The sequence below is a fragment of the Idiomarina sp. OT37-5b genome (assembly GCF_002968395.1).
In the GTDB taxonomy this organism is placed as follows: Bacteria; Pseudomonadota; Gammaproteobacteria; order Enterobacterales; family Alteromonadaceae; genus Idiomarina; species Idiomarina aquatica.
The window spans coordinates 1,889,662-1,913,042 of record NZ_CP027188.1; the positions used below are offsets into that span (position 1 = coordinate 1,889,662).

Genomic DNA, 23,381 nt, shown 5'->3' on the forward strand with positions numbered 1-23,381 from the left:
CTTACAACCAGGCCGGCGGACTGCGGGTTAGGCCAATTTGCGGATCAGTTGCGCGGTATTTCTGCGAATTAACCGAGCGCACGACAAACGTCCCAACACACCTACAATAATAGCACCGCTCAGCGGTCCAACAAGCCATAACCGCCAGTGCCAGGTAGCGTCCATTCCAAATGCCTGGGTTTGTAAAATCAACAGCGCAATGTCCATCGCAATGGTGGCGATAAAGCCACTGATGGCCCCTAAGACCAGGAACTCATAAGTGATACTGCGACTCAGTAATTTACCCGGCGCTCCCAGTGTTCTCAGAATCACCAACTCTTTCTGGCGCTCATCCATACTCGCCTGAACTTGAGCAATCAACACCAAGGAGCCGGCAATAATCACCAGCACCAGCACAAATAAAATCGCCAGACTGACCTGTGCAATCACCTCACGGATTTGATCAATGATCGCATCCAGGTCGATCAGCGAGGCTTCCGGAAAGGGCCGGAATAACTGATACAACTCGTCCTTGCGCTCTTCATCGAGATGGAAACTGGTGATATAAGTGGCCGGAAAGTCTTTCAGGGTCGCTGTGTTGAATATCATGTAAAAGTTCGGCTGTAACGTGCTCCAGTCAGCTTCACGGAGACTGGTAACCGGTACCGTAAACTCCTCACCACCAATATTGAACGTCAGCTCGTCACCGACCTGAATATCGAGACGCTCAGCAGCGTTCAACTCGACCGACACCTGCGGTTCAGCGTCCTCGCCCCACCAGGATCCAGCCACAATATCATTATTGGGTGGCAGCGTATCACGCCAGGTCATCGACAATTCCCGGCCAAAACCTTCCCTGCCCTGCTCTTGCTCCTGCTGCGCTTCACGATCTTCTTTAGTGACTTCTGCCAGCAGTCGTTCACCGTTGTGATAGGTGACTCGTCCAGGCACAATTGGGTATTGGTCGGTTGAACGTATATTTTCCCGTTCAAACATCGCCTGCAATTCCGGCACTTTTTCTTCGGCAATATTGAGCGCAAAGTAATTCGGCGCATCCTCCGGCAATTGCCGCTGCCAGTCAGCCAACAAGTCGTTACGCAGCACAATGACCAGCAACAACAACATGATCGCCGTGGAAAACGCCAGCATCTGCACACTGTTTGCGGCCGCGCGCCGTTGCAGTCCGGCCATCGCCAGACGCCACGCACTGCCCGCCTGCATACCGGCTTGACGACTGGCCCGGATTAACAGACGACCAATCCCTAACAGCAGCAGCGCCGCAAAAGCACCACCGGCAAATAAGGCAGTGGACAACCACCACTGTTGAGAATAGAGCACCAATAACGCATAGATGGTGCCACCGCTGAGCAACCATTGCAGCCAGCGCACCGCCTGCGCCCCCACCAGTTGCCGGTGCAGTACCCGTAAAGGAGGAATTTCCACCAACCGGAACAACGGATAGAGCGTAAACATCACCGCACTGATAACACCGGTTGCCGCCGCTAACGCATAAGGCTTCCAACTTGCCCCGGGCAATTCAGCGTCCAACTGCTGGGCAACCCAGTCTATTACAAACGACTGCACCAACCAGCCTAAGATCATTCCGATGCCGACACTGAGCGCGGTCAGCAGCAGTAAGTGAAGAATAAAAATACGGCGAATTTGCTGGCGGCTAGCACCTAAGGTTTTGAATATCGCCACCACATCATAATTGCGCTGACAATAGCGCTGTGCAGCAACCGCAACCGCCGTTGCTGCCAGCACCACACCGAGCAAACTGGCCAGCATCATAAAACGCTCCGCCCGGTTTAACGAGCGCGCCAGTGGACTATCGCCGTCTTCAATACTACGCCAACTGTGGGTATCATCATTCAGCCGCGGCAACAGCCAACGTTCATAGTCTGCCAAAGCCTGCTGCGATCCCGCCATCAGCACGTTATAACGAACACGACTACCCGGCTGAATCAAACCCGTTTGTTCCAGTTGAGAGTAACGGATGATGACATTAGGACTGTCGGTAAACACCGAAAAGCCCACATCGGGTTCGTAAGTCACCACCTTGGTAACTTTAAACTCGCTGTTCCCCACTTCGATGGAATCGCCCAACTCAATCTGTAGCGCCTGGAATAATGACGACGCGACCCAAGCTTCACCCGGTTCAGGCAAGCCTCGTGCAACCTCCCCTTCAACAAACGGTTGCTCCGCCACGCGCAGTTCTCCGCGCAACGGATAACCGTCGGAAACCGCTTTAACATCAATCAGTTGCAATGAGTCATTGGCAAACGCCATGGAATTAAACACCACCCGCCAGGCCGTTTGGATGTCACGACCTTGCGCTTCATCCAACCATTCCTGCGGAATGTCACGGCGTGAACTGAGCACCCGATCCGCCGCCAAAAACTCACTGCTGCGTTCAAGCAACCCCGACTGCAGGCGCTCACTGAACAACGATAACGACAGTACCGCGGTAACTGACAAAATAATGGCCAGCGCCATAATGGTCAGTTCACCTCGTTTCAGCTCCTGCTTTAACAACCGAAACGAAATTTTATGCCACATCCTGAGTCGCCTCCGTTAATTTACCGGCGTCCATACGCAACACGCGCTGGCATTTCTCAGCCAGTTGATTGTCATGGGTGACCATGATCAGAGTCGTGCCATAATCTTTATTTAAGTCAAACAGCAATTGCTCGACTTTTTCACCCGTGTGGGTATCCAAATTACCGGTCGGCTCATCGGCAAATAAAATTTTTGGCTGACCAACAAACGCACGGGCAATCGCCACACGTTGCTGTTCACCACCAGAAAGCTGATTCGGATAATGATGCCAACGATCCGCCAGCCCCACTTTTGCTAACAGCTCCCGCGCCTCCTTCTCGGCACCTTTATGCCCGGCCAGCTCCGCCGGCAACATGACATTTTCTAAAGCAGTCAGGCTGGGGACTAACAAAAACTGCTGAAAGATAAAGCCAATTTTATCCGCACGCACTTTTGCACGCTGCTCTTCATCCAATTCGCTGAGTTTTTCGTTCTCTATGAGAACGTCTCCGGCCGTTGCGAGGTCCAACCCTGCAAGTAATGACAATAAGGTGGATTTACCAGAGCCGGACGCACCAACGATGGCAACGGTCTCGCCAGCGTTGATTGATACGTTAATTGGCTGCAGAATCTGTAGCTTACCTTCTGAGGTATCGACGATTTTTTCCAGTTGTTGGGCTTGAATGAGCATATGATGAAAAACTTCCTTTTTAAATTAAGTCTTGTAGTCGTTCTGTTACTGTCTATACGTACGGTTTCAGCAAATGTGTCACTGGTTGTATTAGGAGATAGCCTGAGTGCCGGCTATGGCCTCTCCAGCCAACAAACCTGGGTCGCTGAATTACAACGTCGCTGGCAACAAAGCCACCCCGACTATGCCATTATCAACGCCAGCATCAGCGGCGAAACCACCACCGGCGGCCTGCGTCGGCTAGAAGGCATTCTCGAACGTCATAAGCCCGATGCATTATTTATCGAACTCGGAGGCAATGACGGACTTCGTGGCTTTAACCTCAGCACAGTACGCGCCAATCTGGAACAAATTATCGACCAAGCTCGTGCAGAAGGCGTTAAAGTGGCCTTAAGCCAAGTGATGGTACCACCTAACTATGGCCAACGATTTGCACAACAGTTCACGGGTTTGTATGAGGACATCGCAAAAGAAAAAAACGTACCACTGATCCCATTCTTCATGCAGCCCTTAATCGAAGAAAGTAGCGACTACGTACAAAACGATGGCATCCACCCCACCGCCGAAGCACAACCCAAAATAGCCGACTTCCTCGAGCCCCACCTACTCGAGCTACTGCAACGCGCGAAGTAGCTCGCGCCTTCGGCGCGAGGGTTGGGTATAGCTTAACAAACACAGCAGCATAGCGGCCCTTTGGAACGGACGAGCTTTATCAGGCTTTACGTCCTCGTTTTCAAAGGGACGCTGCAAGTACATCCATGTACGCTTGTTTCCGGCCATCCATGGCCTCCAACACCCTTTGAAAACGAGGACGCAAATCCTGACGCTCGCCCATACCAAAGGACCGCTATTATGGATTTTATTCGTTAAGCTATCAGAGCGTTTCCGTATTACAAAGGCTTGGCAGAGGATTAAATGGCGTTGGTAAAAAAATTGCAGCGATGCAATGGTATGGGCTAATTGCGTGGTAGGTATCGAGGGGGCTTTAGCCAGAAATGTTGGAGGCCATGGATGGCCGGAAACAAGCCACACGGATGTGCTTGGAGCGGTTTCTGGCTAAAGCCCCCTCGGTGCCTGCCAAAAGCAATTAGCCCATACCATTGCTTCAGCTCAACTTTGTGAGAGCAGCCATTTAATCCCCTGCCAGGCCCCCTCGCGCCAAGGCGCGAGCTACGGATTTTGGGCACAAAAAAACCGCCGGATGGCGGTTTGTGCAGTATGGCGTCCCCTAGGGGATTCGAACCCCTGTTACCGCCGTGAAAGGGCGGTGTCCTAGGCCTCTAGACGAAGGGGACCCGGACTGTGGTTTGATGCGTTACGAAGTGGCGTCCCCTAGGGGATTCGAACCCCTGTTACCGCCGTGAAAGGGCGGTGTCCTAGGCCTCTAGACGAAGGGGACGCAATCTCGTATTGCATCTGCTGTGGATGAAGTGGCGTCCCCTAGGGGATTCGAACCCCTGTTACCGCCGTGAAAGGGCGGTGTCCTAGGCCTCTAGACGAAGGGGACGCAGTTCATTCACAATACTGTCGCAGTAGGTTTGGTGGAGCTAAGCGGGATCGAACCGCTGACCTCTTGCATGCCATGCAAGCGCTCTCCCAGCTGAGCTATAGCCCCTCTACCTTGGCAGCAAAACTGCCCTGACAGCGGGGCGCATTCTATTGCGAGGGGCGTTAATGTGTCAACTGTTTTTTGAAAAAAACCATCTGTTTGATGAAAAATATCGCAATCTGCACAATTAACGTTCAAATTGCTTAACGAACGCCCTTTGGCAGGTTTTTATGGTAAACATGATAGACCTGTTCCAAACCTTCGCGGCTTGCAACAGAAACGTTCATGTCATTCACTAGTCCATTATCAAGGCGATATACCCAGCCGTGGATATTCAGTTCCTGACCGCGGTCCCAGGCTTCCTGCACCATATTTGTTTTGGCCAGGTTTTTGACCTGTTCAATCACGTTCAATTCGCACAGACGATCAATCTGAGCCTGTTCATCCAGCGCTTCGAGCTCCACCGCATGTTCACGGTAAATATCACGGATAGGATAAAGCCAGTGATCGACTAAACCGTGTGGTTTGGATTCGATTGCTGCTTTTACCCCGCCGCAGCCGTAATGACCGACGACCAGTACGTGCTTCACTTTTAACGCTTCGATCGCAAACTGAATAACCGACAAGCAATTAAAGTCGGTTTGTATCACCTGATTCGCGACATTACGGTGCACAAACAACTCACCGGGATCCATACCAACGATTTGATTCGCCGGCACGCGGCTGTCAGAACATCCAATCCAAAGGTATTCCGGCGACTGTTGACCCACCAGTCGCTGGAAAAACTCGGGATCGCGCTCGACTTGCTGTCGAGCCCATTCACGGTTGTTGTCAATTAAATGTTTTATGGTTGGCATGTGACCTCGGTTAGCCGCTACAGCTTAGCTGTTTGCTTCACGTTCAGAGATAAATTGTAAAGCAAGGTCGATACGCTGCAATACACTCTGTTGGGGTATAAGTTCCAGGGTCACATCTAACGACGGAGAGTTACCTCCTCCGGTTGCGGCTACCCGTAATGGCATACCCACTTTGCCCATACCCACTTCAAGCACTTCTGCGGTCTGGTTAATCGCGGCCTGGATATTGGCGGCATTCCAGTCGCTGACAGCGGCCAGCAGTTCTCTGGCTTTTTGCAACGGCTCTTTAGCAACCGGGCGTAGATGTTTTTTCGCGGCCTTTTCTTCAAACTCGGTCACGGCCTGGTAGAAATAACGGCTGATATCCGCCATCTCTTTTAACGTCTTAACACGGTCAGCCTGCAGGCCAATCACTTTTTCCAGCGCTGGACCATTGCGAGTATCAATGCCGAGTTGATCAAACTGCCATTGCAACTGCGGCGCAATCTGCTCTGCTGGCAGGGTTTTCATGTAATGCTGATTCAGCCAGTTTAGTTTTTCGGTGTTGAACGCTGACGCCGCTTTATTAACGTCGTCCAACTTAAAATATTGGATCAGTTCTTCAACACTGAAAATTTCCTGGTCGCCATGTGACCAACCCAAGCGCGCCAGATAATTGATCACCGCCTCCGGCAGATAGCCATCATCACGATACTGCATGACGCTGACGGCACCGTGGCGTTTGGACAATTTCTTGCCGTCGTCGCCTAAGATCATCGACACGTGTGCATATTCGGGTACCGGTGCACCGAGCGCTTTCAGGATATTAATCTGACGCGGTGTATTGTTAATGTGATCTTCGCCGCGAACAACATGGGTAATGCCCATATCCCAGTCGTCCACAACAACGCAGAAGTTGTAGGTTGGCGTACCGTCAGAACGGGCAATAATCAAGTCATCCAGCTCTTGGTTAGAAAACTCGATGCGACCGCGAATGTGATCATCAAATACTACGCTGCCTTGTTGCGGATTACGAAAACGCACCACGTATTTGTCACCACTGACATTCGGATTATCACGGCAATGGCCGTCGTAACGCGGTTTTTGTCCGGCGGCCATTTGCTCTTCGCGCATTTTTTCCAGACGTTCTGTGGAGCAATAACATTTATAGGCTTTATCTTCGGCAAGCAACTGATCGATCAATTCTTTATAACGATCGAAACGTTGAGTCTGATAGTAAGGACCTTTGTCCCAATTCAGACCCAGCCACTGCATTCCTTCTAAAATGGCATCAATAGCCGGCTGCGTTGAACGCTCACGGTCGGTGTCTTCAATGCGTAATACAAATTCACCTCCTTGTGCCTTGGCGACTAACCAAGAATACAAGGCGGTACGAGCACCACCAACGTGTAAATACCCAGTCGGGCTGGGCGCGAAACGCGTTACCACACTCATGCTAACTTCCTTTGAATTGATTCGTTCAGAAAAGACAATAATTGCCGCGAAGTTTAGCAAGAACTGGCGGCTAAAGCATCTGCCGAACAGCAGACAATCGCAAAAACGATTAAATTATCAGCACTTAAACAAAACTTTCAAAATTTTGTTTGACAGTTTTGTTCAGCTCCCTATAATGCCACCTCGCAACGACGCAGAAGTGTCACAGTGAAGATGGTTGCTTAGCTCAGTTGGGAGAGCATCGCCCTTACAAGGCGAGGGTCACTGGTTCGAGCCCAGTAGCAACCACCACTCACTTCATCCCCATTCGTTGTAACCCTTTAGAGTGGTTGCTTAGCTCAGTTGGGAGAGCATCGCCCTTACAAGGCGAGGGTCACTGGTTCGAGCCCAGTAGCAACCACCATTTCTTTTTTACCTTTGCAAGTTATCAACGAGATAGTCAATCAGCACCCTAACTTTAGGTATCTGTTGCCGGCTTTCCGGGTACAGCGCCCAAATGCCGTCGTCGGGCTGTCGATAATCGGCCAGCACTTCCTGTAACTGACCAGTTGCCAATGCATCCTGGACATAGTAATCGGGTAACATGGCCAGACCTAATCCTTTGAGCGCCGCGTCTCGCAAGGCAATACCGTTATTACAATGAATATGACTGAGCGGGGTCAGCGCTTGTGCTTTGCCATTAACCATAAAACGCCACTGTTTTACCGTACCGGTAAAACAACGGTGTTGTGACAAGTCTTCCAGTTGTAACGGCATCCCAAAGCGCTGAAAATAGCTGTCAGCACCGACCACAAAATGACGCCGGCTACCCAGTCGCCGGGCGCGTAACCTGGGGTTGCCTAAATGGCCCAGCCGAATCGCCAGGTCATAACTGCCTTCCACCAAATCGACCGTGTCATTGGTTAAATTCAAATCCAGCCGCAAGTCATCGTATTGCTGCATAAAATCGTTGAGCAACGGTGCAATAATTTGTTCACCAAAGTAAACCGGTGCGGTGACTCTTATCAGCCCCTGCGGTTGCTCATTGCGTTGCTGAATTAACTGGTTTGCTTCGCGCAGAGCCGCAACCAAGTGCTGACAGTGCGGCAGGTACAACTTGCCCTCTTCGGTTAAACTGACACTGCGGGTGGAACGATACAACAACTGCATTTTGAGCCGACTTTCGAGGGCGGCAATGTTGCGACTGACTTGCGCCACCGACAGACCCAGACGCTGCGACGCCGCGGAAAAGCTGTTAGTTTCGGCCGTGGCCACAAATTCACTGATCCCTTGCCATTCTTTCACGCGCCAATCCTTTTTCATTAATGCAAAAGTTATTTGTATAAAACCAAGATTACCTTTAAATCAGAAAAAGTTAAACTTTCGCTATTGTTATGCGTATAAACGACACAAGGCTAACAAGCCTCATTGACACGGGAGTAAGTTATGGAAACCATCAAATCAAGAGCAATGGTCGCCTGGGGACCGGGCGAACCGCTAAAAGAAGAAATTATTGACGTTGCGCCTCCCGAAAAAGGTGAAGTGCGGGTTCGAATTGTCGCCACCGGCGTTTGCCATACCGATGCCTATACTCTGTCAGGGAAGGATCCAGAAGGTATTTTTCCGGCGGTGCTGGGTCATGAAGGTGGCGGTATTGTTGAAGCCGTAGGTGAAGGAGTAACCTCGTTACAGGTAGGTGACCATGTTATTCCTCTTTATACCGCCGAGTGCGGTGAGTGTAAGTTCTGTACGTCCGGTAAGACCAACCTTTGCCAGGCTGTCCGTGCGACTCAGGGTAAAGGCCTGATGCCTGATGGGACGTCACGTTTTTCTAAGGACGGCGAAACCATTTATCACTACATGGGTACCTCAACGTTTTCTGAGTATACCGTGTTACCGGAAATTTCGTTGGCGAAAATTCCTAAGCAAGCACCGCTGGAAAAAGTTTGCTTGCTCGGCTGTGGGGTAACAACCGGCCTGGGCGCCGTCAAAAACACCGCTAAAGTACAACAAGGCGATACTGTTGCGGTATTTGGTCTCGGCGGCATTGGTCTGGCGGTCATCATTGGTGCCGTACAAGCTGGTGCCTCTCGCATTATTGCCGTTGATGTTAACGAAGATAAGTTCGAGATTGCCAAACAGCTCGGAGCGACTGACTTTGTCAATCCAAGCCAATACGATAAGCCGATCCAGGAAGTGATTGTCGAGATGACCGATGGCGGTGTCGACTTCTCCTTTGAATGTATCGGCAACGTCGACGTGATGCGGGCGGCACTGGAGTGCTGTCATAAAGGCTGGGGGGAATCGGTCATTATTGGTGTGGCCGGTGCCGGCGAAGAAATCAGCACTCGCCCCTTCCAACTGGTTACCGGACGCGTTTGGCGTGGGAGTGCCTTTGGTGGCGTGAAAGGCCGCAGCGAGTTACCTGATTATGTACAGCAGTATATGGACGGTAAATTTGACTTGGATACTTTTATCACCCATACCATGCCGCTGGAAGACATCAACAAAGCGTTTGAGTTGATGCATGAAGGGAAATCCATTCGTTCGGTGATTCATTACTAATGGAGTCGAGCATGAAAAAAGTGAGTGATGTGCGCTGCTTCGGCGGTCGCCAGATCCGCTTTGAGCACGATGCTAAAACACTGAACTGCGTTATGCAGTTCAGTGTTTATCTGCCTGAAGCGGCAACACAGCAGCCCGTACCAGCCGTTTATTTTCTGTCGGGACTAACCTGCACCGATGAAAACTTTGCCACCAAAGCCGGCGCTCAGCGCGTCGCCAATGAGCTCGGCATCGCGTTGATAATGCCGGACACCAGCCCCCGCGGGGATGACGTCCCGGATGATCCGGAAGCTGCCTACGACTTTGGCAAAGGTGCCGGCTTTTATGTGAACGCAACACAAACGCCCTGGTCAGAACATTATCAAATGTATGACTATATCGTCAGTGAGCTACCTGAACTGGTCGAGCGGGAGCTGCCGATAACTGACCGCCGTGCCATTGCCGGACACTCTATGGGTGGCCACGGTGCATTGGTGATTGGATTACGAAACCCACAGCGGTATCGCAGTATTTCGGCCTTTTCTCCGATCACCCACCCGACGGATTGTCCCTGGGGTGAAAAAGCCTTCAGCAACTATTTGGGTGACGATCGCCAACAATGGGCGCAATACGATGCCGTGGAACTGATTAAAGCCCATGGCCAACCCTTACCTATCCGCGTCGACCAAGGGCTGGCGGACGGTTTTCTTGATGAACAGCTAAAACCACAGGCGCTACAGGCGGCTATCGCTGAGGTCAATGGCGACGCTGAAATTCATTTACACGAAGGCTATGACCACAGCTACTATTTTATCTCGAGCTTTATTGAAGCGCAGTTGCGCTTCCATGCGCAGTATCTTTAGTGGTGTGTTTATCGGAGTGATGGCGCTTTGCCGCCATCACTCAAATCCGGAATTTCATCACCGCCTCGTGTAACTTCTGCGTTTGTGCCGTGACTTGCTGCATGGCTTCGGCATTTAGCTTGGCATCATTAGCAGCCTCTATACCCGCATCTCGCACACGGGTGACGTTTTCTGCGGTTTCATCGACCACGGCCGATTGTTCTTCGACCGCCGTAGCAATCGAGGCCGATCGATCATTAATGTTCATCAGTTCCTGATGGATTAACTTGAACAATTGATCGGATTCATCAGAGTGCTGTGCGCTTTCTTCGCCAAGCTCGTTGCAGTCGTTTAAGGTCGAAACAATGATATCCGTCTGTTGATCCAGCTGTTTGGTGATGGATTCAATCTCGGCAATCGACTGCTGCGTTTTCGATGCCAGCGTTCTTACTTCATCGGCGACCACCGCAAAACCGCGTCCTTGTTCACCGGCACGAGCCGCTTCAATCGCAGCATTCAGCGCCAGCAGATTGGTTTGCTCTGCGATGGCATTGATAACAGTAACAATTTGTCCGATTGCGCCACTTCGCTCCGCCAAAATGTTGGCTTCATTAACACTGCCTCTCAACCGCTCTGATAAGGTGCGGACTTTTTCAACACCAATTTGCACGGATGTCCGGCCACTTTGCGCGCGAGTCGAAAGTTCATTGACCTGATTGGCCGTTTCTTCCGCATCATTTGCTATACCATGCGCGGTGGTGCCCATTTCGTTCATAGCCGTCGCCACCTGGTCGACTTCCAGCGACTGGTTTTCCAGACTGGAAGAGGTGTGTGCCACGGTATCATTTACGCTCGCGGTCAATTCATTCACTCGATCCACTGAACGATTAATGTGCTGTATCACTCCCTGAAAATACCCCAACAACTCGTTAAAGCTATCTACCAGCTCACCGAATTCATCGTCCCGGTATTTACTTGAACGCAAGGTAAGGTCGTGTTTACTTCTTACCTTCCTCATGTCAGTTCTCAGTTGCTGAAGCGGCTTGTTAATCGAACGAATAACCCAGATCAACAAGCCCATCACTATACAGCCAACAACAATAAACAAGGTTGCGGGTACCCAATTCATCTGTGCCCGACGCTTAGCCAGACGGTCATCGACTTCTTTATCCAGTTCAATCAGATCGTGCTCAATATTTGCAGCGGCCTGACGCAACTTAGCTTTCGCACCCTCGTTCTCGGTTAGTCCGATGGTTTTACTCAAATCCACATAACGATTAAATTCCTTACGATAATCGTTAACGCGTTTCTGCAAGCTTCTGTCAGAACCCAACTGCTGGCTTAACTGTTGCAGTAACGCTTCCACCTTGAGCGGGTACTTGTTATCAAACCGCAACATAAAATCTTTCTCACTACGGCGGATTTGCAACAGCGTAATCAACGCGTTGTCCTGACCGTTTGCGGCGACTTCCCGTTCCAACTCATGAGTTGCCTTGCGTAACGCGCCATAAGCACCTTGGTTTTCATCCAGACCGCGCTGTTCAAAGGCTGTTATCAGCTGATTAAAGGCTCGCTGATACCCGTCAATATCACGCTTCAGACTATTAATAAGGGTAGCCCCACTGGCTGAACCCAGCAGCAGTTGCAACTGCTCAAGCTGCTGTTCAACCTTCGCTGCGACGTTATTCAAGCGCTCTTGTTCTGAGCGATCTTTGCGCATCAAAAAGTTTTTTTCCGCACTGCGTAACTCAAGCAGGTTGGTATTCACTTCCTGCCGTAACGCATTAGCCTGATGCAATTCACCAACCCGGGACTGAAATAACATCATTAATAACAACAGAGCAATAAAGGCGAGGCTGGTAGCGCCGCCGACCAATAGCAGTTTACTTCTAATCGACATCGTAGGGGGGACTCTCTTTACAAAACTGGCGGAATAATAGACAGTTTTGGGTGTTCAAACAATGATCAATTTTGTTAAATGATCACACCATTTTTTCACGCGTTGCCAAATGGTTACGGTAGAAACGCCAGTGTCTCGATTTGAGCAAATACCAGAGCGAAATAAACCAACCCATGATGATACCCGCGCGCCCAAACGAGAAATGGCCTTGATGCTCAATGAACAGCCAAGCGATCAAAAAGGCATCCAGGAACAGCGAAAATAACAGCAAAGGCTGTGCGATTGCCATAACCCGGTTGCCCCAGTTACGGTCGTCTTCCGCGGCAAAAGCACTGGCCAGCAACACCAGTAGCGACGGCAAACCGACCAGTAGCATCAGGCCAAACTGCTCGGCATTGCTGTAAAACAAGTTTAACAACCGCGTACGGTCTTCCGAGAAGGTAAGTGAAATGATACCGGCAACGTAACCGCGCATTTGGTACAAAATCACCAGCATCAACACCAGCGGTATACTTGCCCGCCCTTCTTTATCCAGATAGCGCACCTTCTCCACGAACGCTGTCGCGTTGCCAGATCTTTTCATGGAAGTAATAACCTACCGTATTTACTAAGGGTTCAATCAGCGCTACTGCGCCTCCAAGCACAACATCACCCGTCATTATCCAAACCACGCCAAAGGCAATGGTAAAGTGCATTACTGCGAACGAACATGTCTTTTTCATAACCTTATCCCTTAATGCTTCCTGTCTAAGAGATAATATTATCGATTATTACGGCGATATCTAATTGTAAATATCGATTAACCTATTCGCTTTACCACGCTTACACAGCACGTTTAAGTTGTTCACGCATTTTGGCGACCTCGTCGCGTAGCTGCGCAGCCTTCTCAAACTCAAGGTTTTGGGCCGCTTCGTACATCGCCTTCTCTTTCGCCTCGAGCTCTTTCATCAATGCCTTGGTGTCTTTAACCACCGTCACCCGTGGATCATAGCCCGCCGCCACTTCCGCAATGGCGCTCGAGGATTTCGATTTCTTCTGGCGCGCCGGCCCCTGACCGAGATCCATGACGTCAGTAATGGATTTATTCAGTCCTTTTGGTGTAATGCCGTGTTGTTGGTTAAATTCGATTTGCTTAGTACGGCGCCGATCGGTTTCTTCGATGGCCCGTTGCATCGAGCCGGTAATCCGGTCTGCGTACAAAATGGCACGGCCGTTCACGTTACGGGCCGCCCGGCCAATGGTCTGAATTAACGAACGATCAGAACGCAGGAAGCCTTCCTTATCGGCATCAAGGATTGCCACCAGTGATACCTCCGGCATATCCAGACCTTCCCGTAGCAAGTTAATACCAACCAGCACATCAAACTCCCCTAACCGCAAGTCACGAATGATTTCCATCCGTTCCACGGTATCGATGTCGGAATGCAGGTAGCGTACCTTAATGCCGTGCTCATCGAGGTAATCACTCAAATCTTCCGCCATTTTCTTGGTCAGCGTGGTGGCCAGCACCCGCTCGCCTTTCTCGACCCGAATCCGTACTTCGGACATTAAATCATCGACCTGAGTCGCTACCGGGCGTACTTCGATAATCGGATCGACCAGTCCGGTCGGACGCACCACCTGCTCAACCACCTCACCGCTACTGCGTTCAAGCTCGTATTTACCCGGTGTTGCCGAGACATACAGCGTTTGCGGTGCAATGGCTTCAAATTCATCAAACTTTAGCGGCCGGTTGTCCAGCGCCGAAGGTAGCCGGAAACCGTATTCTACCAAATTCTCCTTGCGCGAACGGTCGCCCTTATACATGGCCCCCACCTGGGAAACGGTGACGTGCGACTCGTCGATGATCAACAAGGCATCATCGGGTAGGTAATCCATCAGCGTCGGCGGCGGCTCACCGGGCGCACGCCGTGACAGATAGCGAGAGTAGTTCTCAATTCCCGAACAGTAGCCGAGTTCGAGCATCATCTCGATATCAAACTGTGTGCGCTGAGCAATTCGCTGTTCCTCAATCAATTTATTTTGTTTGATCAAAAACTCGCGCCGTCCCTTCAGCTCTTCCTTTATGTGCTCAATGGCATCCACCAATACTTCGCGCGGTGTTACATAGTGCGTCTTAGGATAAATCGTGGTTCGCGCAACATCGGCATCGGTGACTTTGCCGGTTAATGGTTCAAAATAACTGATACGGTCGATTTCGTTGTCAAACAGTTCAACCCGCACTGCCATGGCTTCTGATTCTGCCGGGAAAATATCAATCACTTCCCCACGCACCCGATAAGTAGCGCGCTCGAACGCAGCATCGTTTCGTTTGTATTGCAGTTGCGCCAGACGCCGCAGAATATCTCGTTGATCAATGATGTCACCGCGTCGCAGGTGCAGCATCATTTTCATATAAGACTCAGGGTCACCCAAACCATAAATGGCGGAAACCGACGCCACCAGCACCACGTCTCGTCGCTCCATAAGGGCTTTGGTGGCGGATAATCGCATTTGCTCGATATGGTCATTTATCGATGCATCTTTTTCGATGAACGTATCGGTGGTCGGTACATAGGCTTCTGGCTGATAGTAATCGTAGTAAGACACAAAGTACTCCACCGAATTATTCGGAAAGTACTCTTTCATCTCGCCGTACAACTGCGCCGCCAGGGTTTTATTATGCGCCAGAATTAAGGTGGGTCGCTGTGACTTTGCGATCACATTGGCCATGGTAAAGGTTTTCCCGGAACCGGTAACCCCAAGCAAGGTTTGATGAGCCAGGCCGGCGTCCAGATTATCGAGAATTTTTTCGATCGCCGCGGGCTGATCACCCGCCGGTTGGTATTTAGAAACCAGTTCGAATGATTTACTCACCAAACCTCCTCAATTCACGCGAGAACCAAAAGTACGCAATGCTGGCCGTGATCAGGTTGGCGAGCACGCCGCCCATGAACAACCCTGTTAAGTCGGCCAACAGACTGCCCAAGTACGATAGTGGTACGAAAAACACAAACAAGCGGATGATACTCAGCCATAATGCCCGCATCGGTTTGTGAATGGCATTGAAGCTGGAGTTGGTTAGAATAATCCAGCCCTGCAGACCATACCCCAGAGGCATGATGTAAATAAACAGCTCGACGATTTCCGCAACTTCCTGCTCCTCAGCAAACGCCGCGGCGATCCAGGGTGCCGTTAACACCAGCAACAGGTAAATGCCCGCCTGAATTAACAGCACTGCTTTTAGCGCGGTGTTGTAGGCGTAACGAACCCGGGTAATTTTATCGGCACCAAAGTTTTGACTGATCAGTGGTGGCAGCGACATCGAAAGTGCCAAAATGATGATGCTGGCCAATGACTCTAACCGGGTCCCCACACCGAATGCGGCGACCGCCGGAGCACCATAGGCGGCAATGATTGCCGTCATCACTGACATTGCCAGCGGCGTCAGCATATTCGCACCCGCTGCCGGCATGCCGATTTTTAAAATTTCGCGGGCTGATTTTAGCCAGGCGGCAGCAAAGCTGAGGCCATTAGCGGGACGAAACGCGACCAGCTGTTTACGTTTCAGTAACCAGAAAATCAGCAGTAGTCCACTCGCCCACGAAATCACACTGGCAAGCGCCGCCCCCTGTACACCCATGGCCGGGATAGGCCCCCAGCCGAAAATCAAGATGGGGTCAAAAATGGCGTTGGCCAGTCCTCCCGATGCCATAATGATCGAGGGCGTACGGGTATCTCCTGAGGCTCGCAATACCGCGTTGCCTACCATCGGTGTCACCAGCATCACGCAGCCGGCATACCACAACGACATGTAGTCACGGATCAACGGCATCAATCGCTCATGAGCCTGTAACAAACTGAATATCGGTTCCATTAACAGGTAGCCAATGAATGCCAGTATCAGCACCAATAATGCCGACACGGACAACGCCCCGAAGGCATCAAAGTGAGCCTCCGCGGGTCGGTCACTGCCATATTTACGGGCGATAACCGCTGAGGTACCAATGCCCAAACCAATGGTTAAACTGACCACCGTGAAGGTGACGGGAAAGGTGAAACTGACCGCTGCCAGTGGGTCGGTGCCGAGTAAACTGATGAAGAAGGTATCGACAACATTAAAGCTGATTAATGTTGCCACGCCAAAAATGACGGGCCATGTCATTTCCCATAGGGTTTTTCCAACCGGCGCATGAATTAAGCTACGTGAAGCGTCGGCTGATGACATGTATACCTCCTCTAAAAATGAGCGTTATAGTCTACCTTATCTGCCCGTCTCTTGGCTATGCCGATAGACTTTCGTTGACCGCGTACGTATTATAGAGAGCTCATACGAACCTACTTTGATAAAAGGATGTGCCGTGGATTATCAACTGTCGGATCGCGTCAATTCGATCCAACCTTCGCCGACCCTCGCTGTCACTCAAAAAGCCAATGAACTGAAGCAACAGGGTCATGATGTGATTGGGCTTGGTGTGGGTGAACCGGACTTTGATACCCCTCAGTTTATCAAAGATGCCGCCATCAAAGCGATTCAGGATGGCCACACTAAGTACACTGCTGTTGATGGCATCAGTGAACTGAAACAAGCCATCATTGATAAATTTAAGCGTGACAACCAACTGACTTATCAGGCTGATGAAATCATTGTTTCGGCCGGCGGCAAACACAGCATTTTTAATTTACTCAGCGCCTGGCTTAACCCGGGCGATGATGTCGTGATCCCGGCACCTTACTGGGTTTCTTATCCGGACATGACCAAACTGGTCGGTGCCAACCCAATCATTGTCAGTGCCGGTATTGAGCAACGTTTTAAAATTACCCCACAGCAGTTGCGCGACGCCATTACCCCTAAAACACGGTTAATGTTCATCAATAGCCCTTCAAACCCGAGCGGTACAGCTTACACGGCAGAAGAGTTAAGCGCGTTAGCTGACGTCTTGCGTGATTTCCCGCACGTTCTTATCGCCACTGACGACATGTATGAACACATTTTATGGCCGGAAAACACCTTTGCGAATCTGGCCATGGTTGCGCCCGACTTAAAAGACCGTATCGTTATTTTGTCGGGTGTTTCCAAAGCTTATGCCATGACCGGATGGCGAATTGGCTACGCAGCAGGTCCTAAAACCATTATTGCGGCAATGAAAAAAATCCAGTCGCAGAGCACCTCAAACCCAACCAGCATCAGCCAATACGCTGCGGCAGCAGCTCTCAACGGTGACCAATCCTGTATTGACACCATGATCACTGAGTTTAAAAAGCGCCATGACTATCTGGTCAATGCCCTGAATGACATTGACGGCATTCGCTGTGTCGCCGGTGACGGAACGTTTTATGCCTTTGCCCACATTGAAGAACTGATGGCAAAAGCCGGTGTCAGTACCGATGTTGCTCTTTGTGAAAAGCTATTAACGGAAGCGAAAGTGGCATTAGTACCGGGTTCAGCTTTTGGTGCCGACGGCTACTGTCGTTTATCGTTTGCGACCAGCCTGAGCGTGCTACAGGAAGCGGTTAAGCGGATCAGTCAGTTTGCCGCTGCACAGGCCGGTTAAGTCTGAGAAAACAAGATAAAATACTCATGATAGGCAGTTAAGACGATTAACTGCCTATTTTTTTGTGTTTAATTTAAGCTTCGCAGACGAAAAGAAGCATTTTATCCGCCGTTTTCTTGCGACATTTTTATTACAATTTAACAATTTATTTTCATCGTTTCGTTTTCGTTAACGCTTCCTTCAACACCCGCCCATCGCATTTATACGACGCTCCTAATGGCATAATCAGCGGTTAGAAAAACAACAGTTTTTATAAGAAATACACAAGTTGCTGAAACTTCATGCTATCTAGCCGGAGTCCGCGAGTTGTCAATAGCGAATTCCAGAAAAATAATCTAACTAATTGTTTTACAAGCATATATTTTAATTAAGCCAAAATCTAACCAGACCAAAATTATCGCTGCATCCCGCATCAAACATACTCTTTCACAGAGTTAAACACAGGGTTATCCACAGAATCCGTGGATAAGATCCTGTAGGCTATTGCTGACAAAGGATTCAGCGAACTGTGGATAATAAACATCCAACAGCCTATATGATCATGATCATAGTCAGCTTTGTGACAGAACATTGACATTGTCTATTAATCGGATTAATAGAGGCTACGATACAAAACCCATCTTTTTGTAGCTTAAAGTAGACATAACAACGTCTGGGCTTTAGTAACGGAGAAATATTCGCCAATCAAACCAAAAGCAGCAAAAAATCCATTGCTAGTAGTTGACACCCCCGCCCAACCTCTTTAATATTCGCAGCCGTTGAGAGTTGTTCCCCAGTAGCTCAGTTGGTTAGAGCGGTGGACTGTTAATCCATGTGTCGTTGGTTCGAATCCAACCTGGGGAGCCAATCACTCCCGACATCATCTCAATAGCGATTCCCCAGTAGCTCAGTTGGTTAGAGCGGTGGACTGTTAATCCATGTGTCGTTGGTTCGAATCCAACCTGGGGAGCCACTCCAAAGTGTATTACACAAATCCTGTTTAGATTGCTTGGCACCATCGGCAAGCCACTCAGCGACGGCTTTATCGACATAACTCCACTGTAATGCCGCAGGCGCAGCTTTATGATTTATTTGTGCTAACCAATCACCAATCACCGTATCGTCTATCCGTGTTAAAATCTGTGCGCGATGATCCTGCGCTAACAGCCTTGCATTCCAGGCTTGCTCAAATTGTCCGGCTAATGGCTTAACCGCTAATTGCTTCCCTTGATTTAACGCCTCACAGGTGGTTTCAAAGCCCGCATTGGCAATAACTCCTGACGCCAGCGCCAGTTGCTCTGCGAAGGTTTCGCGAGATCCCGGAAACCCCATAATATGGTCACTGGCGAAATATTTTGCCCGATGAATGGCAGGATGAAATACCGAAAACGAGTAATCGGTATAGGGCAATAAGGCGTCAATCACCTGATACAGATCCTCGAACGGTAAATAAACCAAGATCTGCTTTTCTGATACCGGCGCCTGCTCATGACGACGCACCACCGGCGGTAAACAATCGCCCAAAGGTTGCCAATGCATACCTAACCACTCTGAGGCCGGAGCAAAGTAATCAATGATGCTGCGATGCCAGGGTTTTAACTGGCGATACAGAGCCGCTTCGCGAAACGCATACTGCCGACCCAAACCAATACAACGTTTATGCTGCAGCTTTGCTGCCCAAGCCGTTACCGGCTCAAAATCAGAAACCACCAGATCATAAGCCGAGAGGTCCAACTGGCGCACTTCGCTCATGAATTGTGGCAATGAATTACTCATTAGCGTTTTCATCGGCCTTAAACGTCCGCGCTCAGTTGCAAAGGTCAGCCCCCGACGGTGACTGAAGTGACCAAAAACTTCGGTACTGAAAAGCCGCGATGGCTTGCGTCCGGAAATCAAATAATCAACGTCGACCGGCAAATCTTGTAGCTCGGTTGCAATTCGATGGCAGCGGCTCAAATGGCCGTTTCCTGTTCCCTGGATGCCAAATAGGATGCGCATAGCAACTCCGTCGGTTGGTTAGAACAATGGGTAGGTAGCGATAATGAACAAGGTGAATTCAGCAATTGCCGTACCGAGGCAGGCTCCGGCGACAACATCGGTCGGGTAATGTACGCCAACAGCGACCCTTGAAATGCCGATGGCGGTCGCCCATATCCATGACAATGGCGCAGCGTCGGGAAAATGGAGCGCACTGACCGTTACAAAGACAAACGCGGCGCAGGTGTGTCCGGAAGGAAAGCTAAAGCGGTCGTGGGCATTGAATAATGCCTTTACCGGTAGTGCATGGGCTGAGGGACGGTCGCGTTTAAAACTGTTTTTCAGTACCCAATACAACGGGCGCTCAATCGCGAACGCTAAGGCCAGCGTCAGAAAGTACTGCCAGCTCAATTGCAGCGACAGCGTAATGACCAGTGCCAATATCCCATACCAGTAGCCATCGCCGGTTGCTGATAACAGTCGAAACGCACCGGCGCCAAAGCGGCGGGTTCGCCAGCGTGAGACGCGAAAAAACAGGCGTTGATCCCACTGATGAACACGACGTTGCAACGCCAATAACATCAACATGATGATTCCTCGAATTGCACGTTCGTAACGGTACTATGCGAGGCAGATATTGCATTAGGGCGACACTTTGTTGACAAAATCGTGACAAATCCACAAAAAACCCGGTAGCGCGGCGTTCTGTCTGTTGTTTATCCGCGTTAAAACACCGATAATACGCACTGTTTTTTAACCATTCGGAAGGAGCCATGACCGACTATCTACTGCTATTGGTTGGGACCGTACTCGTCAATAACTTCGTGTTGGTGAAGTTTTTGGGATTGTGTCCGTTTATGGGGGTTTCTAATAAACTCGACACCGCTATTGGGATGTCGGCCGCCACGACCTTCGTATTAACCCTGGCTTCGGTCTGCAGTTATCTGGTCAACCAATATTTATTGGAGCCATTGGATCTGATGGCGCTGCAAACACTGAGTTTTATCTTGGTCATTGCCGTTGTGGTGCAATTTACCGAAATGGTTGTGCATAAAACCAGTCCTACATTGTATCGCCTGTTGGGCATTTTTCTTCCACTCATCACCACCAATTGTGCGGTACTGGGTGTCGCTCTCCTGAACATCAACGAACAACACAATTTTGTCCAGTCCATTGTTTACGGTTTAGGGGCTGCGTTGGGTTTTTCACTAGTTCTTATTTTATTTTCTGCATTGCGCGAACGCTTGGCAGCAGCGGATGTGCCTCAGGTATTTAAAGGGTCTGCTATTGCCATGGTAACAGCGGGATTAATGTCACTGGCATTTATGGGCTTTAGTGGTTTGGTGGTTAGTTCATGAGTATTGTCGTGGGATTGATAGCGATCGGTGTTCTGGCACTGATCTTTGGCATTATTTTAGGCTTTGCGGCGGTTAAGTTTAAGGTCGAAAGCGACCCCATCGTCGATCAGATCGATGAGATTTTGCCGCAGACACAGTGTGGCCAATGTGGCTACCCCGGCTGCCGTCCCTACGCTGAAGCTATTGCCAATGGCGATGACATCAACAAGTGTCCACCCGGTGGTGAGGCAACCATTAAACAACTTGCCGATCTCATGGGCGTGGAAGCAAAACCCCTCGACGCTGCACACGGTACCGAGGACGTGAAAAAAGTAGCCGTGATTCGGGAAGATGAATGCATTGGCTGTACCAAATGCATTCAAGCCTGTCCGGTCGACGCCATTCTTGGTGCGGCCAAGCAAATGCACACCGTCATTGAACACGAATGCACAGGTTGCGACCTTTGTGTTGAACCCTGCCCGGTTGACTGTATTGACATGGTACCGGTAAAAGCGAAGCCGGAAACCTGGCAATGGGATCTCAAGTCAGTGAAAGCTAATGTATCGATGGCAGATAACATTCCGGTCAAAATGGTGGAGTAACGGAACGGTATGCGAGATATAAAGTCATTTGTCGAAGCCGGCTTGATCGGACAATTCCCGGGCGGCATTCACCCGCCGGAACGCAAATCACCGGCCAACCAGCAACCCCTGCGACGCCTGCCATTACCGGCCGAACTGGTGTTACCACTGCGTCAGCACATCGGTCCTTCCGGTCAGTGTTTGGTCAAGGTGGGCGACAACGTCTTAAAAGGACAGCAACTGACCGAAGCAAAGCTCAGCCAGGGATTGCCATTGCACGCACCGACCTCCGGCACCGTCAGCGCTATTGAAGAACGTCCGACGGCCCATGCATCGGGGTTACCGGAAATGGCGATAGTGATCACGCCCGACGGTGACGACCGCTGGGGACCCAAACAGCCGTTGCCGGACTTTCGGCAACAGGATCGTGCCACCCTCATCGAACATATTCAGGCTGCAGGCATTGCCGGCCTGGGTGGCGCCGGCTTTCCGACGGCACAAAAACTGGCGTCGCAAAAGCCTATCCAATACCTCATCATTAACGGTGTTGAGTGTGAACCCTATATTTGCGCTGATGACCGGCTGATGCGTGAACAGGCCGACGAGATCGTCAGCGGCATTCAGATTCTGCAATACGTCAGTAATGCGGAACAGGTTTTGTTAGCCATCGAAGACAACAAACCGGAAGCGATCGAGAGCATGCGTAATGCCATTACCGGCATCGACGATATTAGCTTGCGCGTGGTGCCGACAAAATACCCTTCAGGCGGTGAGAAGCAATTGATCGAACTGCTTACCGGTGCTCAAGTGCCGCACAATCAGCTGCCCCTCGATGTCGGTCTGTTGATGCAGAACACCGGTACCGCCTACGCCGTAAAACGCGCAATCATTGACGGCGAACCCTTGCTGGAACGCGTGGTGACCCTAACCGGTGAGTGCATGCATAATCCAGGTAATGTCTGGGCTTTGTTAGGTACCCCCATCGACCACCTGTTGCAACAGGGTAATTTTCAGGCCGAGGAAGAAACCCGCGTTATCATGGGCGGGCCTATGATGGGCTTTACGCTTCCGGTGACGGCTGTTCCGGTGATTAAAACCACCAACTGCATTCTGACACCAACGCTGGAGGAATTACCGCCGGCGCAAGCGGAAATGGCCTGCATTCGCTGTGGCTCCTGCGCTGAAGTCTGCCCTGCTACGCTGCAACCGCAGCAGTTGCAATGGTTAGCCAAAGCCAAAGATTACGATGCGCTTGAGCAGCATAATCTGTTTGACTGTATCGAATGCGGTGCCTGTGCCTATGTTTGTCCCAGCGAAATTCCGCTGGTGCATTACTACCGCAAAGCGAAAGCGGAGATACGCAACATTGCCCGTGAAAAAGCCAAAGCAGAACTGGCCCGGCAACGTTTTGAACGCCGTCAGCAACGGCTTGAACGGGAAAAACAGGAGCGTCTTGAACGCCACCGTAAAGCCGCCGAAGCGCGTAAAAAAATGCAACAGGAAAAGGCACAACAATCTGCGCCAGCCGCAGACCAACCTGCCGCTACCAAGCCAGCGCAGGATAAATCCAGCGCGGTAGCCGCGGCCATTGCCCGCGCTAAAGCGAAAAAAGCGGCACAGCAAGCCGCTCAGCAAGAATCCAGTGATAAGGACACCTGAA

At 50.5% G+C, this 23,381-nt stretch carries 18 protein-coding genes, 8 tRNA genes and 1 pseudogene; 11 read left to right on the forward strand and 16 right to left on the reverse strand.

Annotated features, from left to right (window positions below; translation table 11 throughout):
• Positions 1-27 precede the first annotated feature (27 nt).
• On the reverse strand, positions 28-2,538 hold the full coding sequence (locus C5610_RS08835) for an ABC transporter permease (RefSeq protein ID WP_105306851.1): 2,511 nt from the start codon (positions 2,536-2,538) through the stop codon (positions 28-30).
• Positions 2,528-3,208 (reverse strand): ABC transporter ATP-binding protein, encoded by a 681-nt coding sequence (locus C5610_RS08840; protein WP_105306852.1) that lies wholly within the window; start codon positions 3,206-3,208, stop codon positions 2,528-2,530. Before C5610_RS08840 ends, C5610_RS08835 begins: the two co-directional genes overlap by 11 nt.
• Positions 3,209-3,283: 75 nt before the next feature.
• Between C5610_RS08840 and C5610_RS08845 the strand changes: the two genes are divergently transcribed.
• Positions 3,284-3,841 (forward strand): arylesterase, encoded by a 558-nt coding sequence (locus tag C5610_RS08845; RefSeq protein ID WP_241970644.1) that lies wholly within the window; start codon positions 3,284-3,286, stop codon positions 3,839-3,841.
• A 586-nt stretch (positions 3,842-4,427) separates the two neighbouring features.
• On the opposite strand, the gene C5610_RS08850 is transcribed toward C5610_RS08845, so the two are convergent.
• From C5610_RS08850 to gltX, 6 genes are all read right to left on the reverse strand, one after another.
• Positions 4,428-4,503, reverse strand: a tRNA-Glu gene (locus tag C5610_RS08850).
• 28 nt (positions 4,504-4,531) lie between these two features.
• Positions 4,532-4,607 (reverse strand) — tRNA-Glu (locus C5610_RS08855).
• 32 nt (positions 4,608-4,639) lie between these two features.
• Positions 4,640-4,715, reverse strand: a tRNA-Glu gene (locus C5610_RS08860).
• Positions 4,716-4,747: 32 nt separating this feature from the next.
• A tRNA-Ala gene (locus C5610_RS08865) sits at positions 4,748-4,823 on the reverse strand.
• A 137-nt stretch (positions 4,824-4,960) separates the two neighbouring features.
• Positions 4,961-5,614 carry a carbonate dehydratase gene (gene can, locus C5610_RS08870; RefSeq protein ID WP_105306853.1) on the reverse strand — a complete coding sequence of 218 codons (654 nt, stop codon included), beginning with the start codon at positions 5,612-5,614 and terminating at the stop codon, positions 4,961-4,963.
• A gap of 24 nt (positions 5,615-5,638) precedes the next feature.
• Positions 5,639-7,048: a glutamate--tRNA ligase gene (gltX, locus tag C5610_RS08875; protein ID WP_105306854.1), complete on the reverse strand. Its 1,410-nt coding sequence runs from the start codon at positions 7,046-7,048 to the stop codon at positions 5,639-5,641.
• Between the two features lie 215 nt (positions 7,049-7,263).
• Here gltX and C5610_RS08880 point away from each other — a divergent pair.
• Together C5610_RS08880 and C5610_RS08885 are read left to right on the forward strand one after the other, a co-directional pair.
• Positions 7,264-7,339: transfer RNA gene (locus C5610_RS08880), tRNA-Val, on the forward strand.
• Between the two features lie 36 nt (positions 7,340-7,375).
• Positions 7,376-7,451 (forward strand) — tRNA-Val (locus C5610_RS08885).
• Positions 7,452-7,459: 8 nt separating this feature from the next.
• Here C5610_RS08885 and C5610_RS08890 read toward each other — a convergent pair.
• Positions 7,460-8,332, reverse strand: a complete 873-nt coding sequence (locus C5610_RS08890) for a LysR family transcriptional regulator (RefSeq protein WP_105307768.1) — start codon at positions 8,330-8,332, stop codon at positions 7,460-7,462.
• A 141-nt stretch (positions 8,333-8,473) separates the two neighbouring features.
• Between C5610_RS08890 and C5610_RS08895 the strand changes: the two genes are divergently transcribed.
• Positions 8,474-9,592, forward strand: a complete 1,119-nt coding sequence (locus C5610_RS08895) for an S-(hydroxymethyl)glutathione dehydrogenase/class III alcohol dehydrogenase (RefSeq protein ID WP_105306855.1) — start codon at positions 8,474-8,476, stop codon at positions 9,590-9,592.
• An 11-nt stretch (positions 9,593-9,603) separates the two neighbouring features.
• The gene (fghA, locus tag C5610_RS08900) at positions 9,604-10,434 is read left to right on the forward strand and encodes an S-formylglutathione hydrolase (protein ID WP_105307769.1); all 831 of its coding nucleotides are present in this window, start codon (positions 9,604-9,606) and stop codon (positions 10,432-10,434) included.
• A gap of 40 nt (positions 10,435-10,474) precedes the next feature.
• Here fghA and C5610_RS08905 read toward each other — a convergent pair whose 3' ends face one another.
• The 5 genes from C5610_RS08905 to C5610_RS08925 all read right to left on the reverse strand — a co-directional run bounded on the left by C5610_RS08905 (position 10,475) and on the right by C5610_RS08925 (position 16,520).
• Entirely contained in the window at positions 10,475-12,313 is a 1,839-nt protein-coding gene (locus tag C5610_RS08905; RefSeq protein WP_105306856.1) for a methyl-accepting chemotaxis protein, read from the reverse strand.
• 82 nt (positions 12,314-12,395) lie between these two features.
• Complete coding sequence (locus tag C5610_RS08910; protein WP_105306857.1) at positions 12,396-12,896, reverse strand: DUF2919 family protein; 501 nt, start codon at positions 12,894-12,896, stop codon at positions 12,396-12,398.
• Positions 12,841-13,035 (reverse strand): DUF2061 domain-containing protein, encoded by a 195-nt coding sequence (locus tag C5610_RS08915; RefSeq protein ID WP_105306858.1) that lies wholly within the window; start codon positions 13,033-13,035, stop codon positions 12,841-12,843. The genes C5610_RS08910 and C5610_RS08915 overlap by 56 nt, the downstream gene beginning before the upstream one ends.
• Positions 13,036-13,135: 100 nt before the next feature.
• Complete coding sequence (gene uvrB / locus C5610_RS08920; protein ID WP_105306859.1) at positions 13,136-15,169, reverse strand: excinuclease ABC subunit UvrB; 2,034 nt, start codon at positions 15,167-15,169, stop codon at positions 13,136-13,138.
• Positions 15,162-16,520 carry an MATE family efflux transporter gene (locus tag C5610_RS08925; RefSeq protein WP_105306860.1) on the reverse strand — a complete coding sequence of 453 codons (1,359 nt, stop codon included), beginning with the start codon at positions 16,518-16,520 and terminating at the stop codon, positions 15,162-15,164. Before C5610_RS08925 ends, uvrB begins: the two co-directional genes overlap by 8 nt.
• 133 nt (positions 16,521-16,653) lie before the next feature.
• Here C5610_RS08925 and C5610_RS08930 point away from each other — a divergent pair, with 133 nt between their 5' ends.
• The 3 genes from C5610_RS08930 (at position 16,654) to C5610_RS08940 (ending at position 18,799) form a co-directional block, all read left to right on the forward strand.
• Positions 16,654-17,847 (forward strand): pyridoxal phosphate-dependent aminotransferase, encoded by a 1,194-nt coding sequence (locus C5610_RS08930; RefSeq protein ID WP_105306861.1) that lies wholly within the window; start codon positions 16,654-16,656, stop codon positions 17,845-17,847.
• 769 nt (positions 17,848-18,616) lie between these two features.
• Positions 18,617-18,693: transfer RNA gene (locus C5610_RS08935), tRNA-Asn, on the forward strand.
• A 29-nt stretch (positions 18,694-18,722) separates the two neighbouring features.
• Positions 18,723-18,799, forward strand: a tRNA-Asn gene (locus tag C5610_RS08940).
• A 176-nt stretch (positions 18,800-18,975) separates the two neighbouring features.
• Here C5610_RS08940 and C5610_RS08945 read toward each other — a convergent pair.
• Positions 18,976-19,824: pseudogene (locus C5610_RS08945) on the reverse strand (glycosyltransferase family protein); the annotation flags it as partial.
• Between the two features lie 18 nt (positions 19,825-19,842).
• Positions 19,843-20,391, reverse strand: a complete 549-nt coding sequence (locus tag C5610_RS08950) for a phosphatase PAP2 family protein (protein WP_222842993.1) — start codon at positions 20,389-20,391, stop codon at positions 19,843-19,845.
• Between the two features lie 185 nt (positions 20,392-20,576).
• Here C5610_RS08950 and rsxA point away from each other — a divergent pair, with 185 nt between their 5' ends.
• From rsxA to rsxC, 3 genes are read left to right on the forward strand one after another with little or no spacing between them, the layout of a single operon-like run.
• Positions 20,577-21,161, forward strand: coding sequence for an electron transport complex subunit RsxA (gene rsxA / locus C5610_RS08955; RefSeq protein WP_105306862.1), 585 nt, complete (start codon positions 20,577-20,579; stop codon positions 21,159-21,161).
• A complete protein-coding gene (rsxB, locus tag C5610_RS08960; RefSeq protein WP_105306863.1) occupies positions 21,158-21,742 on the forward strand; it encodes an electron transport complex subunit RsxB in 585 nt (194 codons plus the stop codon). Before rsxA ends, rsxB begins: the two co-directional genes overlap by 4 nt.
• A 9-nt stretch (positions 21,743-21,751) precedes the next feature.
• A complete protein-coding gene (gene rsxC, locus C5610_RS08965) occupies positions 21,752-23,380 on the forward strand; it encodes an electron transport complex subunit RsxC (RefSeq protein ID WP_105306864.1) in 1,629 nt (542 codons plus the stop codon).
• Position 23,381 lies beyond the last annotated feature (1 nt).

Coding starts and splice junctions, on each gene's coding strand:
- C5610_RS08835 (WP_105306851.1), bottom strand. CDS start 2,538: ATGTGGCATAAAATTTCGTTTCGGTTGTTAAAGCAGGAGCTGAAACGA.
- C5610_RS08840 (WP_105306852.1), bottom strand. CDS start 3,208: ATGCTCATTCAAGCCCAACAACTGGAAAAAATCGTCGATACCTCAGAA.
- can (WP_105306853.1), bottom strand. CDS start 5,614: ATGCCAACCATAAAACATTTAATTGACAACAACCGTGAATGGGCTCGA.
- gltX (WP_105306854.1), bottom strand. CDS start 7,048: ATGAGTGTGGTAACGCGTTTCGCGCCCAGCCCGACTGGGTATTTACAC.
- C5610_RS08895 (WP_105306855.1), top strand. CDS start 8,474: ATGGAAACCATCAAATCAAGAGCAATGGTCGCCTGGGGACCGGGCGAA.
- fghA (WP_105307769.1), top strand. CDS start 9,604: ATGAAAAAAGTGAGTGATGTGCGCTGCTTCGGCGGTCGCCAGATCCGC.
- C5610_RS08905 (WP_105306856.1), bottom strand. CDS start 12,313: ATGTCGATTAGAAGTAAACTGCTATTGGTCGGCGGCGCTACCAGCCTC.
- C5610_RS08910 (WP_105306857.1), bottom strand. CDS start 12,896: ATGAAAAGATCTGGCAACGCGACAGCGTTCGTGGAGAAGGTGCGCTAT.
- C5610_RS08915 (WP_105306858.1), bottom strand. CDS start 13,035: ATGAAAAAGACATGTTCGTTCGCAGTAATGCACTTTACCATTGCCTTT.
- C5610_RS08925 (WP_105306860.1), bottom strand. CDS start 16,520: ATGTCATCAGCCGACGCTTCACGTAGCTTAATTCATGCGCCGGTTGGA.
- C5610_RS08950 (WP_222842993.1), bottom strand. CDS start 20,391: ATGTTGATGTTATTGGCGTTGCAACGTCGTGTTCATCAGTGGGATCAA.
- rsxA (WP_105306862.1), top strand. CDS start 20,577: ATGACCGACTATCTACTGCTATTGGTTGGGACCGTACTCGTCAATAAC.
- rsxB (WP_105306863.1), top strand. CDS start 21,158: ATGAGTATTGTCGTGGGATTGATAGCGATCGGTGTTCTGGCACTGATC.
- rsxC (WP_105306864.1), top strand. CDS start 21,752: ATGCGAGATATAAAGTCATTTGTCGAAGCCGGCTTGATCGGACAATTC.